Origin of the sequence: Pseudobacillus sp. 179-B 2D1 NHS (genome assembly GCF_045370945.1) — a bacterium.
GTDB lineage: Bacteria > Bacillota > Bacilli > Bacillales > Domibacillaceae > Pseudobacillus.
Genome location: NZ_JBIQDP010000002.1, coordinates 197027 through 213083 on the forward strand (window position 1 = coordinate 197027; position 16057 = coordinate 213083).

General features: G+C 43.3%; 11 protein-coding genes. 1 reads left to right on the forward strand and 10 read right to left on the reverse strand.

Annotated elements, in window-relative coordinates:
- Positions 1-5: 5 nt before the first annotated feature.
- On the reverse strand, positions 6-4520 hold the full coding sequence (gene gltB, locus ACH0BF_RS03325) for a glutamate synthase large subunit (RefSeq protein ID WP_340855210.1): 4515 nt from the start codon (positions 4518-4520) through the stop codon (positions 6-8).
- A gap of 361 nt (positions 4521-4881) precedes the next feature.
- Here gltB and ACH0BF_RS03330 point away from each other — a divergent pair, with 361 nt between their 5' ends.
- Positions 4882-5274, forward strand: a complete 393-nt coding sequence (locus ACH0BF_RS03330) for a hypothetical protein (protein WP_120036668.1) — start codon at positions 4882-4884, stop codon at positions 5272-5274.
- A 112-nt stretch (positions 5275-5386) separates the two neighbouring features.
- Here the strand turns inward: ACH0BF_RS03330 and ACH0BF_RS03335 are convergent, their stop codons facing one another.
- From ACH0BF_RS03335 to ACH0BF_RS03375, 9 genes are all read right to left on the reverse strand, one after another.
- Positions 5387-5740, reverse strand: coding sequence for a rhodanese-like domain-containing protein (locus ACH0BF_RS03335; RefSeq protein ID WP_120036666.1), 354 nt, complete (start codon positions 5738-5740; stop codon positions 5387-5389).
- Positions 5741-5876: 136 nt separating this feature from the next.
- Positions 5877-6242, reverse strand: coding sequence for a YidH family protein (locus ACH0BF_RS03340; RefSeq protein WP_120036664.1), 366 nt, complete (start codon positions 6240-6242; stop codon positions 5877-5879).
- Between the two features lie 282 nt (positions 6243-6524).
- Entirely contained in the window at positions 6525-8036 is a 1512-nt protein-coding gene (locus ACH0BF_RS03345; protein ID WP_340855217.1) for a glycine betaine uptake BCCT transporter, read from the reverse strand.
- A 271-nt stretch (positions 8037-8307) separates the two neighbouring features.
- The gene (locus tag ACH0BF_RS03350) at positions 8308-8703 is read right to left on the reverse strand and encodes a hypothetical protein (protein ID WP_120036660.1); all 396 of its coding nucleotides are present in this window, start codon (positions 8701-8703) and stop codon (positions 8308-8310) included.
- 150 nt (positions 8704-8853) lie between these two features.
- Entirely contained in the window at positions 8854-10077 is a 1224-nt protein-coding gene (locus ACH0BF_RS03355; RefSeq protein ID WP_340855220.1) for a YbfB/YjiJ family MFS transporter, read from the reverse strand.
- A 53-nt stretch (positions 10078-10130) separates the two neighbouring features.
- Complete coding sequence (locus ACH0BF_RS03360) at positions 10131-10967, reverse strand: STAS domain-containing protein (RefSeq protein WP_340855223.1); 837 nt, start codon at positions 10965-10967, stop codon at positions 10131-10133.
- A 189-nt stretch (positions 10968-11156) separates the two neighbouring features.
- Complete coding sequence (locus ACH0BF_RS03365; RefSeq protein ID WP_340855225.1) at positions 11157-12500, reverse strand: aspartate aminotransferase family protein; 1344 nt, start codon at positions 12498-12500, stop codon at positions 11157-11159.
- 199 nt (positions 12501-12699) lie between these two features.
- On the reverse strand, positions 12700-14157 hold the full coding sequence (locus tag ACH0BF_RS03370) for a CoA-acylating methylmalonate-semialdehyde dehydrogenase (RefSeq protein WP_120036653.1): 1458 nt from the start codon (positions 14155-14157) through the stop codon (positions 12700-12702).
- Positions 14158-14307: 150 nt separating this feature from the next.
- Positions 14308-15906: a PucR family transcriptional regulator gene (locus ACH0BF_RS03375; RefSeq protein ID WP_340855227.1), complete on the reverse strand. Its 1599-nt coding sequence runs from the start codon at positions 15904-15906 to the stop codon at positions 14308-14310.
- Between the last annotated feature and the right edge of the window lie 151 nt (positions 15907-16057).

The following is a 16057-nucleotide window of genomic DNA, read 5'->3' on the forward strand; positions in this document are numbered from 1 at the left end:
AGATGCTAACGCGTCAGCGCAACAGGCGATTCCCCATCTTCGATCATTCGCTTATATTCTTTCGGAATGACTTTCACCCATCTTGTTAAATGTTTCTCCCAATTTTGCAGAATACGCCAGGCACTTGAACTATTGGTATAATGATAGTGGTTCAAAATAAGCTGCTTTACTTCTTCTTGTTCTTCATTCACTTGCAGCGATTCAAGATAAACAAGTTCCTGATTGCAGTTTTTCAAGAAAGTGGCTCGTTGTTTTACATAGACGTAAGCCGTTCCTCCCGACATCCCTGCTGCAAAATTTTTGCCGACAGATCCAAGTATGACGATCCGCCCTCCGGTCATGTACTCACATCCGTGATCGCCTATCCCTTCAACGACTGCACTCACACCGCTGTTTCTCACCCCGAAACGCTCGCCCGCCAAGCCGCCGATATAAGCTTCTCCTGCTGTTCCTCCATAAAAAGCAACATTGCCAATAATCGTATTTTGTTCAGGAACAAAAATTGATTTTTCAGATGTTTTTACAATGATTTTTCCGCCTGACAATCCTTTGCCAACATAATCATTCGCTTCCCCCACCAGCGTCATCGTGGCGCCATTCGGCAGGAAGGCCCCAAAACTTTGGCCAGCTGATCCAGTAAATTTCAGCTGTATCGTATCTGCGGGAAGCCCTTCTTTTCCGTATCGCTCTGTTATTTCACTGCCTAACATTGTCCCCACTGTCCGGTCAACATTTTGAATGGAGAAACTGGCTTTGACTGGCCTCTGCTGTTCAAGAGCTGGCTGACAAACTCGTAACATCTCCCTGTAATCAAGCGACTGCTCAAGACGATGATTTTGTGTACGGCAATTGTGCATAGCAACAGCTTTTGCAGAAGAAGGGGTATAGAGAAGCGCTGATAGATCAAGATCTTTCGCTTTCCAATGAGTGTTGGCCCTTTCACTTTTTATTAATACATCTGTCCGGCCGACCATTTCATTAATCGTTCGGAACCCCAGCTCTGCCATGATTTCCCGGACATCTTGCGCAATGAAACGCATGAAGTTTTCAACATGTTCTGGCTTCCCAAGAAACTGCTCACGCAGGGCAGGATTTTGCGTCGCAATTCCAACTGGGCAGGTATTCAAATGGCAGGCACGAACAAGTACACAGCCAAGAACGACGAGAGGAGCGGTTGCAAAGCCATATTCTTCAGCACCAAGCAATGTGGCCATTACGACATCTCGGCCAGTCATTAACTTGCCGTCCGCCTCTACTACCACCCGATCGCGAAGATCGTTCAACAGCAAAGTTTGATGCGTTTCTGCCAATCCAATTTCCCACGGTATGCCCGCATGTTTAATACTCGTGCGCGGCGCCGCTCCCGTTCCGCCTTCCGAACCGCTAATCAGGATCGCATCCGCTAATCCCTTTGCCACCCCAGCAGCGATCGTTCCCACACCTGCTTTGGCTACAAGCTTCACGCTGACCCTCGCATAAGGATTTGCACTTTTTAAGTCATGAATGAGTTGGGCAAGATCTTCAATCGAATAAATATCATGATGGGGAGGGGGAGAAATTAACCCCACTCCAGGTGTAGAGCCGCGCACCTCCGCAATCCACGGATACACTTTACTTCCCGGCAGCTGTCCACCTTCTCCTGGTTTGGCTCCTTGGGCCATCTTGATTTGAATTTCATCCGCATTCATCAAATAATGGCTCGTTACACCAAACCGGCCGGATGCAACCTGTTTAATTGCGCTGCGACGCAAATCACCGTTTTCATCAGGAACAAACCGGCGGGCGTGTTCGCCACCTTCTCCACTATTGCTTTTTCCGCCAATCCGATTCATCGCAATAGCCAGCGTTTCATGCGCCTCTTCACTTAATGAACCATAGGACATCGCGCCTGTTTTAAAACGGCGGCAAATCGCCTCAACGGACTCTACTTCATCAATTGGGATAGGGGAGGTTTTTTTGAATTGGAGCAATCCGCGAAGAAAAACAAGCTGCTCTTCATTCGCCTTCTCTGCATACTTTTTGTACAACTCATAGTCGTTCGCCCGACAAGCTCGCTGCAGCAGATGAATCGTCGTCGGACGAAAGGCATGAGCCTCACCACCATGGCGCCATTGAAAATCACTCCCGGATTCAAGCGTTTCACTTTGCTCTCTGCAAAATGCTTTTTCATGACGCATGAGTGTTTCTGCGGCAATCGTTTCTATTTTGATTCCCCCAAGCCGGGCGGCTGTACCTGTAAAATAGTGCTCAATAACAGACTTGTGAACACCGATAGCTTCAAAAATCTGGGCTCCCCGATAACTCTGTATCGTCGAAATCCCCATCTTCGACAGCACTTTTACAATCCCACTTGTAGCTGCTTGAATATAGTTCTCAACAGCCTCAGTGCAGCTAATCTGTTGAATCTCGCCCTGCTTTACCATTTCTTTAATAGAGGCATAAGCGAGATATGGATTAACCACATCTGCCCCGTAGCCAATCAGCAGGCACAACTGATGGACATCACGCGCTTCACCGGTTTCAGCTATAATACTGACCTTTGCGCGCGTCCCCCGGCGCACTAAGTGCTGGTGCAGCCCGCTAACCGCCAGCAAAGCCGGAATCGGTGCTAGATTTTTACTAACAGGCTGATCGGATAAAATAACAAGTGTTATTCCTTTTTCAATTTCCTGGTCTATAGAATGAAATAGTGTGTGTAATGCCTTTTGTAATGTTCCTGTTCCTCCTTCTGCTTCAAATAACATCGGGAAAGTTTTGGCCTGAAAGGACTTCATCTTGTTATCACGCAGCTTTGCCAATTCCTCATTTGAACAAATAGGTGTTTTTAGGCGGATATGACGGCAACTTTTCGATTGCGCTTCAAGCAAGCTTCCCTCCGCTCCAAGAAAGGTCATTGTAGAAGTAACAAACTCTTCACGGATCGCATCGATAGGGGGATTCGTCACTTGAGCGAACAGTTGTTTAAAATAGTTATATAAAAGCTGGGGGGCGTTTGAGAGTACGGCTAAAGGAGTGTCATTGCCCATGGAGGCAATCGCCTCTTTCTTTTCAACTGCCATTGGAATTAAGTGTTTGACCAGTTCTTCATACGTATATCCAAAGACCTGTTGCAGTTGTAAGAGGTCAGCTGTAGACAGAACGGGCTGCTTGCGAGGGGCCGGTAGCTGTTCTATGTTGAGACATTCCTTATTAAGCCATTCACGATAAGGACCACTCGCCGAAACTTGTCGTTTTACTTCCTCGTCCTCTATAATCCGCCCCTCTGCTAAATCAACAAGCAACATACTCCCCGGGCTCAGTCTTTCTTTTCTGCTAATCTTCTCCTCTTCTATTTCAATCACACCGGCCTCCGAAGAAAAGATGATCATATTATCTTTTGTTATATAGTAGCGGGCTGGACGCAGACCATTACGGTCCAGCATCGCTCCAATCTGAAGCCCATTTGTGAAAGCAAAGGCGGCCGGGCCATCCCACGGCTCCATTAAATGGCTGTGATATTCGTAAAAAGCTCTTAATGCGTCATCCATGGACTCATCTTTTTCCCACGGCTGCGGAACCATCATCATGGCAGCATGCGCGAGGGAATGGCCGAATATGGTTAAAAATTCCAGGCAATTATCAAAGGCAGACGAATCGCTTCCATCTTCATCAATAATCGGTAAAACTTTGCTTATATCTGTGCCAAACGGGTCTGCTGTCAGGAGCTGTTCACGCGCTCTCATCCAATTTACATTGCCTGTTAACGTGTTAATTTCACCATTATGAATCAAGTAGCGGTTGGGATGGGCTCTTTCCCAGCTCGGGAACGTGTTTGTGCTAAAGCGGGAGTGGACAAGTGCAAATGCTGATTGAAAAATAGGATTCTGTAAGTCCAAGTAAAAGGCAAGAAGCTGATCCGGCGTCAGCATGCCTTTATAAACAATTGTCCGGGCAGACAGACTGGAAAAGTAAAAAGTTTCGTTACAGGGCATTTCTTTCTCCCTAACAGCTTTTTCTGCTCTTTTGCGAATTACATACAGCTTGCGTTCAAAGTCCTGCTCATTCATTTCGCTGTCTGATTTTTTTATAAAAACTTGTCGAATAGCGGGCTGGCTTCTCTTTGCTTTTTCTCCAAGCGCAGTGCCATCAGCAGGTACCGTGCGCCAGCCAAGCACCTCCTGCCCTTCTTCTGCAACAATGTCATTCAACATGTTTTCATATTTTCTCTTTTTTTCAGACTCTCTTGGCAAAAAGAGCATTCCAACACCATATTCTCCTTTATTCGGTATGCTCAGTTGTGAACAAGCTAGTTGAAAAAATTCATGTGGAAGCTGGACCATGATCCCTGCTCCATCTCCTGTAAGTGGATCACTTCCCTGGCCGCCACGGTGCTCTAGGCGGCAAAGCATCGATAAACCTTGTTTAACAATACTATGGGAAGCCGTTCCTTCAACATGGGCAACAAACCCGATGCCGCATGCGTCATGTTCAAAGTCTGGGTTATAAAGTCCTTGTTTTGGTGGGAGCACGATCCATTTCACCCTTTCCGCTAGTTAATATTTTATTTTCTTTTCTGTTGGATTATTTCAAACTGCTTTAGAAAATATTTTGTCTCTTCTTGATAATTATTGTATGTGCTAACAATCAATCCAAACAATATATTGTTTGGATATAATTAATCTATTTTTGAGAATGATTAATAGAAACCCTTCTTTTAAAAAGCTCTCGAAAATTTTGTGATCCTAGATAGAAGCCTTAATTGTGCCACATTCACCTCAAACCTTGACAAGCACGCAGGCCTGATACACATTCATTAAAATTTTTTAAACAAACAGAAGTTTGTTTCCTGATAATCTATCAGAAAAACGGGAATATAGATAAAAAACAAGGAGGAGTTTTCAAATGAAAAAAAATAAACTCATTCAGAAAGCGAAAGATACATTCAGTCAGGCGGCAGATTACGTAAAAGAAAAAGCAATAGAGTTAGCTAACCCGCCCGCTACTTCTATTGCCAAACTGGAAGAGTATATTTCCACACATCCTGAGACGAAAATAACTACCAAAACATGGCTAGGAACCACATTTAGCTTTTATAGGTTAGAGGACAAACAGGCCTCCTATTATATGGAGAAGAGAGATTCCTACCTCCTGCAGCTGGATGTTACTAATCGGAACGGTGAACTTCTCGCCTATCGCTCGTACAAAAATCGTCCTGATCTGCATACATCTATTCCTTCTATTTCTCAAATAATTCACTTTAAAAACAATAAAAAAGCAGGCTCATTTGCACAATGAGCCTGCTTTTTTAATTCACATGGACTTGGGACTGTTCAATTGTGTGCTCCAACAGGAAAAAATCTTTAACGAGCTGAAACTTGCATTTCAGTCATTGGAAAATATAAATATACTACGCCGATAGCGGAGAATAAGCAGCATTCTTTTTGCAGCAATACCCTTTCACTTCAAAGCCATATTTTTTCAGCTGTCGAATGCTTAAATTACGGAGCACTTTATCCGATACAATAACGATTACTGCTTTTTTAGAAATCTCCCTGTGCTGCCGCGCTAAATAAGGCAAAGGAATATGAACAGCTGACGAAACCGGGTTTCGATTGGCTTCGTGAAAATCGCGAACATCAACCAATAAGACATTCTCGTTTTTAGTACACTCATTCACCTCTTCTGTTCCGGCAACCGGTACGTAACGCTTATATAGTACAGGCAGCATCAGCAACATGATCACGCCTAGAAAAATAACCATAGTTCCCTCCAGCTCAGTTGATACGTATATTTTAAGGGAATGTTAATAGCCGTTCAGCACACCGCATACCCCCATATGTATGTTAAGACAAATGAAATAGTTCGTCAAGAGCTTTGCCGTTCTTCTATTTGGCAGCTCATAATAGCGATATAAAATAGACACCAAGCATTAAAACGAGGATGCTGACAGCAACAGTGACAATAGCAATCATTATGGCTGATGAGCGAAAAGAGGCCGCGTTAATTTCTTTCCGTTTAATAAAATAGCTAAATGCCCCCGTAAACAAGATAGCCAGGCCGACAGTTATCGAAAATATCATCATAAGCAAAGATATTTCATCAGTTACTTTGCTCACCTTCGCTTCATAATTAAAGTGCAGTGTTACCGCCAAAAAACCAATGCCTACCACAGCAATGCCTGTGCGTAGCCAGGCAAGAAAAGTCCGTTCATTAGCTAAGTGCTGCTGAATGTATTTAGACTCATCCATTTTTTGTCTTGTCATTATGATCTCCTTACGATTAAATTTCTTTCACTGCCTTGCCTCCTCTTTCTCTAATTCCATTTTACCTTTATGAAATTAACTTGCAAACTCTCTGCCTGCTCGTTTTTCTATAGAAAAGATCATAAAGAAAACCTGCTCTAGCAACAATTAAGAGCAGGCAAAGCTTGTAAGCGGGGATATAAAAAACAAGTAAAACAATAAATGATCCCTTTCCTTAGCTAGTGAAGATCACGGCAGGGAATTGAGCTTGACTAACCAAGGACTCTATTTATTTTTAAACTTTTAAGCCGATTTTTTATGCTGCTGCACTTTCTGATTGCTTAAGGATCGTTCCTGCCGAAACGATTTAATTAAGGCATAGGACATAAATAAAAGGACAATACCTAAAGGCAGAGCACTGACAATGATAGCAGCTTGCATTCCAGCTAGCCCGCCTGATGCAAGTAAAACCGACGCAATGGCCGCCAGAACTACTCCCCAGCTAAGCGTGACAAAGAATGGCGGATTTAAACTGCCGTTCGTCGTTTGCATACCAAGAACAAACGTGGCAGAATCGGCCGACGTGACAAAAAAGGTTAGAATGAGAACCACTGAGACAGCTGATAGCATTCCTCCGAGAGGCATGTGATTATATACAAAGAACAAAGAAGTTTCAATACTTTGAGCAGCTACATTCGCTCCTTCTACAAAATCAAAGTAAATGCCTGTTCCTCCAAAAACAGCAAACCATAGCGAGCAGACAACTGTCGGGACAATCAAGACAGCCATAATAAACTCACGGACAGTGCGCCCTTTAGAAACACGTGCGATAAATGTTCCTACAAAGGGTGTCCATGAAATCCACCAGGCCCAATAAAAGATCGTCCAATCTTTAATCCATTGATTGCTTTCCTGATCAAACGGGGTAAACCGCAGCCCCATGCTCGGAAGATTTTGCAAGTAGCTACCAAATGTAGTAGAGAACAATTCTAATAAATATTGAGTTGGCCCAAGAAAGAGAAAAGAAACAAATAAAATAACAGCCAGTGCCATATTCGTATTACTTAAATATTTAATCCCTTTTGAAACACCTGTTCCAGCAGAAATAATAAATAGGATGGTTGTGAAAGCGATAATAACGAGTTGAATATTAAAGCTGATAGGCATACCGAATAAATAGTGGAACCCGCTATTTATCTGAGAAGCGCCAAGCCCTAGTGACGCAGCAACACCAAATACAGTCGCAAATACAGCAATAATATCAACCGCATGTCCAATCGGCCCTTTCGCTTTATTGCCAATGAGCGGATACAAGGTGGCACTCATTAAGCCAGGCATGTTTTTACGGAATTTATAATAAGCTAAGGCAAGCGCTACGACTGCATAAATAGCCCAAGCATGAAATCCCCAGTGCAGATACGTATGTTCCAAGCTTATTTTTGCGGATTCAATCGATTGAGATGTTCCATATGGAGGAGAAGCATAATGAGAAATCGGTTCAGAAACTCCGTAGAATAACAGCCCAATTCCCATTCCTGCACTAAATAACATCGCAAACCAAGTAGGTGTACTGAACTCGGGCTTATCATCGGGTTGCCCAAGCTTAATGTTTCCGAAGCGGCTAAAAGCAAGGCATAAAGCAAAAATCAAGAAAAAAGTGGCTGAAAACTGATAAAACCAGCCGAAGCGGTCTAATAGAAAGCTCTCTGCTGAAGTCATGACAGCCATTAAATGATCCGGTGCTGCTACACCCCATGTGACGAATAATAGACTAATTCCTATGGAAATCCAAAAAATAGATGTTGTTTTTTTCACGATCTTCCCCCTTATATTTCCTAAATAAAAAAACGAATCACACAACCTAGTCCCCGCTCACCTATATAAGTGTAAACATACTTCGTTTACTTTTTCAAACCCGCAGAGAGAAATGATTTGGCAAAAACCCTTATCAGATCATTGAGAATCAGGCAGAGGCCTTCTCTATTTTCTCTAATAAGCTTCCTTATAAAAAGCAAGCAAAAAAGCTTTCCTAAAGCGGCCTATTGGCTCACTTTTGGAAAAGCTCCCTGTTAAATCTATACACTGTTTATTCGATACCAACTGCTGTTTTAACATATGCAGCAATAACACCAACGGACAGCTGCAGGTTGTTTGTTAATAAACTGTTCTTTATATAGGACAGCTTATCCCCTTCCACTGCATAGGACTGGATATTTAAAATGTTGTCAATATAAAGAATCCCTTTGTGGGTAATCATCGGTTTCGTAATTTTATCTCCACCGTTTTCTACCGGAGCAGAAGGAATGGCATCTGTTCCATTTAGCAGTCCTTCTCTCGTCAATTGCTCCATTATGGATGGGTATGAGGGCATCCCCTCTGTCATAATTTTGTGCAGTTCCGATATATCATTTGGATCATTTCCTAAATAATATTGAACATAATAAGCGAGGGTGACTTGTTCTCTTTCTGTTAATGTTTCCATTTTCATTTCCTCCTTTATCCTTTTATTATTCGACAAAAAGAGAAAGATTCCTGCAAGAACCCCCGGTACCTTTTTCGCTATATTTCATAGGACGAAAGAAAGAGAGAAATGTTTCCGCCCCTTAATCACCTATATAATTTCCGCTCTTATTCATCCACCTGTCGTACGTTGCTCTTTTGGCACAACTGCTGTCTCCAATGCGGCTTGCTTGTGCAGCCGTACGGATAAAATAAAACTTAAGAGCAGCAATCCACTGCAAAGCATAAAGGAAGAGGGAATTCCACCAACATGATCAACCATCCATCCGCCAAGGCCTGGACCAAGCAGCTGGCCAAATGCAAAATATACCGTTACATAGCCAAGGGCAACAGGTGCATAAGATGGATGGATTTGCTCCGTTGACAACGCTTGAATAAGCGACAGCATGCCAACAACTGTCGTTCCCCAAAGAATCTGGCTGATGATAAATCCGCCGTAAACAGGTAAAACAATGGGAACAGCCATTGAAACGGCGCCGATCAAAAGAGTGATAAGCAAAGACTTTTTCCTGCCAATCCTATCTGAAATCGCTCCCCACAGCGGCCCGCTAAAAATAGAAAGCAAGCCCCCGACAGCCATGATCTGGCCAGCTGTATAATCATTAATGTGTGATTCTAGCATAAAGCTAAATAAAAAACTTTGCGGGATTAAATATGCAAAGCCTATCAATCCGTAAATAAAGGCCACTAGTAAGACTCTCTTATGCAAATATACTTCCCGGAAAAGCGATTCCTCTGCCTGTAAATTCTTAGGAGCAGAAATCGGCGGATCACGCAGAACCATATGAGCCACAAGAGCGGAAAGCAGAGAGAGAAGTCCATACAGCCCCCATAGATATCTCCAGCCATTCATCGAAAACCAGGCAGTAAAAAGCGGGATCAGTGCACTGGAAATCAATGTGCCTAATCCCAGACCGCTGACGAGAAAGCCAATCATCATGCCTCTCTGCTTCGGAAACCACCCTACGACAATATTCACGAGAGGCGTATATGTAAAAGCAGTGCCGATCCCCAGGCTAATCATTCCCGCCATACAGGAAAAGAAGTCCCGTACAAAGGACAAATATAACAAACCGGCGGCGACAAGCAGTATCCCCATCACTACTAACCGCTTTGATCCCCACTTTGCAGCCATAATGCCAGCAAAGAGCACCAATCCCAAATATCCTACCGAAGTAGCCGTACCAAGTATTCCTGCCTGTTCATATGTAAGCGATAAATCTTCTTTCATAAAAGGCATCAAAATCCCATAAGACATTCGGCCAAAGCCCAGCGTGCTAATAGTTACCGCTACACATGTGAAGGCATATTTCCAAATCTGCCGCTCCTGCTCCATACGCTCCCTCCTTCATTATTGCTATTTCCTGGGCATGTCCAGCTATAAAAAGATTAATTATGAAGATCTACTAGCGCTTGCTGCAAATCAGCTTTTGTCTGGATAGTTTTAAAATCAACCCCTAGAGAGGCTAATGTATGAGCAGTTTCTGGCTGGATACCGGTGATAATTACTTTCACTCCAAGAAGCTTTAAGGCGCTAACAATTTTAAAAATTTGATCAGCTACCATTGTATCGACGGTCAAGACACCGGATAAGTCTAATACCAGATGGGAAAGCTGCAATTTTTTCGCTGAAATGAGAGCTGTCTCCATTAATAGCTGAGCGCGCTCCGTATCCACGTTTCCAATCAACGGCAGAACCGCAATCTCTTTAGTGACAGGGACCACTGGTGCAGATACCTCTATAAATGCCCTTTTCGCTTCGTCAAGCATCCGCTCATGAAATTTGACAAAGGTTAAACTAACATAGTAAACCGCTTCATCTAAAAGCGTATCAATAATGGCACTGGCTTCAAAAACCGTATTGATGGCCATCTGGTGTTTTTCCACTTCTTCTCTCACTGCTTTCCAGATAAACGTCCGATAAAATTTAGTATCTCTCAATGCTTCATCAAGCGGTATACCCATTTGAAAAATGATTTCCCCTATTTCTTTGCCCCAATTAGCCATTCTTTGTTGAAGCGATGCTTCATCAAAAGAATTAAGAAGAGCTTCACCAAACAACTGGATAAACTCAGCCCGCATTCTTAAAATTTCAGCTTCTACAAACGCCAACTGTTCTCTTTCAATTTCACTTATCCCCGCAAGCCTTTCATTATGTATTTCCTCGGCAAGTGCCTTTGTTCTTTCGATGATGGTCTTTCCGAGAAATTGAATCTCACTTTCCATATTTCTCCCTCCTGAAACTGTTAACCTTTTATATGTTATATATATTTACCTCGGTAAATTTTAGTAATATAAATTTTGAGGGTCATACTCCATTAGTGTAACACGAAAATTTTCTAAATTGTCAAAAAACAAATTATTTTTCTAAACGAGAAAAAGCTGTGTTGGACTATCCAACACAGCTTCTCCTTATTATTGCACCGCACGTAAGCACTCTTTGAGAGTTTGAGCGATAAAAGTAAAATCTTCTTCAGTGATGCTTAATGGCGGAGCAAGCTGCAATATGTTATTGTAACCGGCTACAGTGTCGCCGTTTTTGCCGATGATTAATTTTTTCTCCTTGCAGAGCCCGATCACTTTATTTACCAGATCAGAGTCTGCTGGTTTTTTCGTTTGTTTATCTGCCACTAATTCAATACCGATGAGAAGCCCTTTTCCCCGTACATCTCCGACAAATGGCAAATCCTTAATTTCTTCTAACTCTTTAAGCATCCGCTCTCCAAGTACTTGCGAACGTTCAATTAATTTCTCTTTTTCATAGATTTCCATATTCTTTAGCGCCAGCGCACAAGCTGCCGGATTGCCGCCAAATGTGTTAACGTGACGGAGACGATCGTACTGGCCGCTGCCACAATAAGCCTCATAGATCTCTCTTTTTACCGCTGTGGCAGATAACGGCAAATACGCGCTTGTAATTCCTTTGGCCATCGTGATAATATCGGGCTTTACGTCATAATGCATAAAACCAAATGGCTTCCCTGTCCGACCGAAACCGCAGATCACTTCATCGCAAATAAGCAGGGCACCATGCTTTTCGCAAATTTCCTTTACCTTTTTCATGTAGTTTTGCGGCGGAATGAGGCAGCCTCCTCCGGTGATGATCGGCTCCATAATCATAGCTGCCACGGTTTGGCCTAACTCCCATGTCATCACTCGGTCCACTTCTTCTGCACTCTCGAGCGTCTGCTCATCATCAGGGCGGCGATACATATCCGGCGGGTTCACATGGATAAATCCGGGAGCAAGCGGCTCGTACTTATATTTTCTTTCTGCCTGGCCTGTCGCTGCAAGGGCTCCCATTGAGTTGCCATGGTAAGCACGGTAGCGAGAAATAAACTTATACCGACCGTGCTCTCCTTTTTGCTGATGATATTGGCGGGCAATTTTAAAAGCTGTTTCATTCGCTTCAGAACCGCTGTTGGAGAAAAAGATGACATACTCTCCACCAAGCCATTCATTTAGCTTTTCAGCTAATTTAATAGCAGGAATATGACTTTGGGCCATTGGAAAATAAGGCATTTCCAGCAATTGCTCGTAAGCAGCTTCTGCTAGTTCTTTCCTCCCATAACCAGTATTTACACACCATAGTCCAGATAAACCATCCAAGTATTTATTGCCGTCTATGTCTGTCACCCAGGCTCCTTCCGCTTTCTGTACGATCAGATTCGCGGGGGCAGGAGCTGATCCTCTCATTGCGTGCCAGACAAAGCGCTCATCCTTTTTTTGTAAATCCTGTTCTTTGTGTGTTACCTGCATGCCTCTTCCCCTCCTTTTTTATTCACTTGACTTTGTTTTTTCACTGCAGGCGGACGCTTTCCGCGATCCGTCCTTGAGCCTTCCCGTCGCTTGCACTTCTGCGGAGTCTCGCTAGGACTCGCTCTTCCCGCTCGAGTCGCCGCCTTCCGTTGCGATCAACCATTGAAAAAACAACATTCACTTCAACAGAGCCATTCACTTAATAACGGGCGGTCATCATCTTTTTACGTGTATAAAACTCCACTCCATCTTTCCCATTCGCATGAAGGTCTCCATAGAAGGAATTTTTATAGCCGGAGAACGGAAAGAAAGCCATTGGAGCTGGCACACCTAAATTAATACCGAGCATGCCCGCGTCGATTTCTTCACGAAATTCCCGGATCGCTTTTGCACTATCTGTATACAGACAGGCTCCATTCGCAAACTCGGATTCATTTGTGATGGCAATTGCTTCTTGAAGGCTCTCGGCGCGAACGATAGAAAGCACTGGAGCGAAAATTTCATCCTGCCAAATTTTCATGTCTGTTTTTACGTGATCAAAAATCGTCGGACCAATGAAATACCCCTTTTCATTCTCTCCTTCTTTTCTGCCGTCGCGAACAAGCACAGCTCCTTCTTCTTCACCGCTGTCAATATAGCCAATTGTCCGCTCCTTATGCGCTTCGCGGATCACCGGTCCAAGAAACACATCTTTGTCCATGCCGTTGCCCATTTTAATTTCATCAGCTTTTTGTTTCAGAAGGCTGACAAGCTTGTCGGCACTGTCACCAACTGCTACAACAACAGAAGCGGCCATGCACCGTTCACCAGCTGATCCGAAGGCAGCACTCGTAATGTTAGCGGCCGCATTCTCTAAATCAGCATCTGGCAAAACAATGGAATGATTTTTCGCTCCTGCCAACGCCTGCACTCTCTTACCATTGGCAGCTGCCGTTTTATAAATATATTCAGCTACCGGCTGAGAACCAACAAAGGAAATCGCCTTGACATCTTTATGTTCTAGTATTCCATTGACAACATCATGCGCCCCATGAACAATATTTAATACCCCATCAGGGAGACCTGCTTGTTTGAACAGCTCAGCTAGACGATTCGCCAAAAGCGGTGTCCGCTCCGACGGCTTTAAGACGAACGTATTCCCACAGGCAATAGCAAGCGGAAACATCCAGCACGGCACCATCATCGGAAAGTTAAACGGCGTAATACCGCCGACTACACCGATCGGATAGCGGTACATCCCTGATTCGATTCCCGCAGCGATATCCGGCAGCTGGCTGCCCATCATCAGTGTCGGCGCTCCAGCAGCAAACTCTACACATTCAATGCCACGTTGAACTTCCCCATACGCTTCTGTGTAGCTTTTTCCGTTCTCAAGCGTCACAATTTCGGCTAGCTCTTGCCAATGCTCAACTAACAACTGCTGATAGCGGAACAAAATACGGGCACGCTGAGGTACCGCTACTTTCTTCCATGATTGAAAAGTTTCTTTAGCGGCTGCCACTGCTTGATCGACATCTTCCTTAGTCGAGACTTTAAGTTTTGCAATCACTTCTCCCGTTGCTGGATTGGGCACTTCTTCTACTTTTTGACTCGATGACTCTATCCATTGTCCATTAATAAAATTTTTTACCGTCTTAACATCTTTCATAACTACCATCGCAAGCCCTCCTGAATTTTTTAAACTATGTGAGTAGCTTCATTATAGAGTCATTAGGGAACGCTTTCATTAGACAAAAAGTAAATTATTTAGAATATTCTTTCTACATTTTGACTGGTTGTCAGTTTCTTTCTTACATTTTGTCTCTGCTCAAGCTTCTTGATTGACTGTTTCAAGATATTCATAGGCAGCAACAGCAAACTCAATCGCCTGGCGTTTTGGCGGTTCCATAAAGTCCTCTCCGAGCAGCTCATATAACTTTTCCAGCCGGTGATAAAGTGTTTGTCTAACAATATACAGCCGTTCTGCTGTTTCTTTTTTCGAGCCGTTGCACTCCAGGTAGATTTTTAGCGTGTTCATCAATTTGGCTTGCTGAAAGCTGTCGTACGCAAGAACCGGCCTGAGATAATCCGCCACAAATTCATGAAGCATTCCCTGTTCTTGGACTGCATAAATCAATCTATATATATGTAAATCTTCATAAAAATAACCAGGTATTCTATGAGAAATTTTTTCCTTTATAGCAGCTGCTATTTTTGCTTTTTCATAGCTGCGTTTTACCTGCGTCAATTTATCAACGATCGTTCCGGCACTGATTTTCACGGGTACAGATGAGTAGTTTATAATATAATCTGATTTTTTGATATGATCGATGCCCATCTGTATTCGTTGTTTACATGTATCTTCTTTTCTTTTATCGAGCAGGATAAAAATTACTTCGTTTTTAGAGACTGTCGATAGCAGAAAGAAACCTTGCTCTTGAAAAATAGACTGCAGCAGCATCTTTAAATACGTCATGCTCGAACTTTCCGTATCAAGCTTATTTGCCTGAAGCAAAAAGACCACTGCTCTTTTCGGTTTTAATCCCGGCTCAATCTCTTTCAAAAACCGATTAACCTGCTCTTCAGTGTGCTCTCCGTTCAACCATTTCTGAATCCAGTCAGCTTCCTTTGCCTTCCTGCGCTCCTCGGTCCATAACTCGCGCAAAATAACTTGGGCAAGAGCGGTAGCTGTACGATCTAGAATAAGTGTTTCAAACTCGGTCATTTCTTCTTTTTCAGAAACGATGATCAATTCTGCGAAGCTTTGGCTCCATATATGAATAGGCTGGCGTGCATGGTGATAGCCTGTGCCTAATTTATTTCGGCTCACTGCTTCAAAAAGCTCGCGCTCCTCTCTTTTTGTCTTATTAGACACAATCTCCGGTTTCCCTTCTCTTGGAAGATAAATGACAGGCAGTCGAATTTGTTTATGCATTAGCCTAAGCACTTTCTCTCTTGGCTCTGTTTCCAGCAGCACTTCATTTATTCGGCGAGAATAGTCTTCTAAATCTGCAATCATTTGATATTGCTTCTTTACAATAAGTGTATGGACACTCTCTGTAATATCGACGAACCGCACCTCTTCCTGAAAGACAACAATGGGAAAGTCATGACGGTCTGCAAGCTCGAGAATTTCTTCAGGAATTTCATCCATATATTTCCCCAATTCTATGCAAAGCCCTGCTGCCCGGCAATCAATTAGCTGCTGTACGAGCAGCATCAGCGTTTCTTTCCCTGCCTTCCACCCTACGCCTGTAGAAAGAATCAATTCATCCCCATTAAGAAGGTTGCTGACATCGGAAACTTCCATGACGTGAACCCATTTCACTGCCCGATGCCGGCCATTTCTTCCAGCTACCATATTTGCCTGTCGAAAATGGTCCAGCTCCAAAATCTCTTGGACTGATAATTTAATCTCATTCTTCACTTCGCCACCTCGCACTCCCAAAAATTGATTCTATTTTTATCCAGTTTAATATCAAATCTAGCAACATTCAATTATATGGAAGAAGATTCACACAGCCCAAAAAACCTGAAAAAGATTTTTTCAGGTTTTGAGACTCGTATACAAAATAGTT

What these genes read in the sequence shown, in the direction of transcription:
- ACH0BF_RS03335 (WP_120036666.1), bottom strand. Translation starts at nt 5,740, where the DNA reads ATGGTTATTTTTCTAGGCGTGATCATGTTGCTGATGCTGCCTGTACTA.
- ACH0BF_RS03355 (WP_340855220.1), bottom strand. Translation starts at nt 10,077, where the DNA reads ATGGAGCAGGAGCGGCAGATTTGGAAATATGCCTTCACATGTGTAGCG.
- ACH0BF_RS03365 (WP_340855225.1), bottom strand. Translation starts at nt 12,500, where the DNA reads ATGCAGGTAACACACAAAGAACAGGATTTACAAAAAAAGGATGAGCGC.
- ACH0BF_RS03370 (WP_120036653.1), bottom strand. Translation starts at nt 14,157, where the DNA reads ATGGTAGTTATGAAAGATGTTAAGACGGTAAAAAATTTTATTAATGGA.
- ACH0BF_RS03350 (WP_120036660.1), bottom strand. Translation starts at nt 8,703, where the DNA reads ATGGAAACATTAACAGAAAGAGAACAAGTCACCCTCGCTTATTATGTT.
- ACH0BF_RS03340 (WP_120036664.1), bottom strand. Translation starts at nt 6,242, where the DNA reads ATGACAAGACAAAAAATGGATGAGTCTAAATACATTCAGCAGCACTTA.
- ACH0BF_RS03360 (WP_340855223.1), bottom strand. Translation starts at nt 10,967, where the DNA reads ATGGAAAGTGAGATTCAATTTCTCGGAAAGACCATCATCGAAAGAACA.
- ACH0BF_RS03330 (WP_120036668.1), top strand. Translation starts at nt 4,882, where the DNA reads ATGAAAAAAAATAAACTCATTCAGAAAGCGAAAGATACATTCAGTCAG.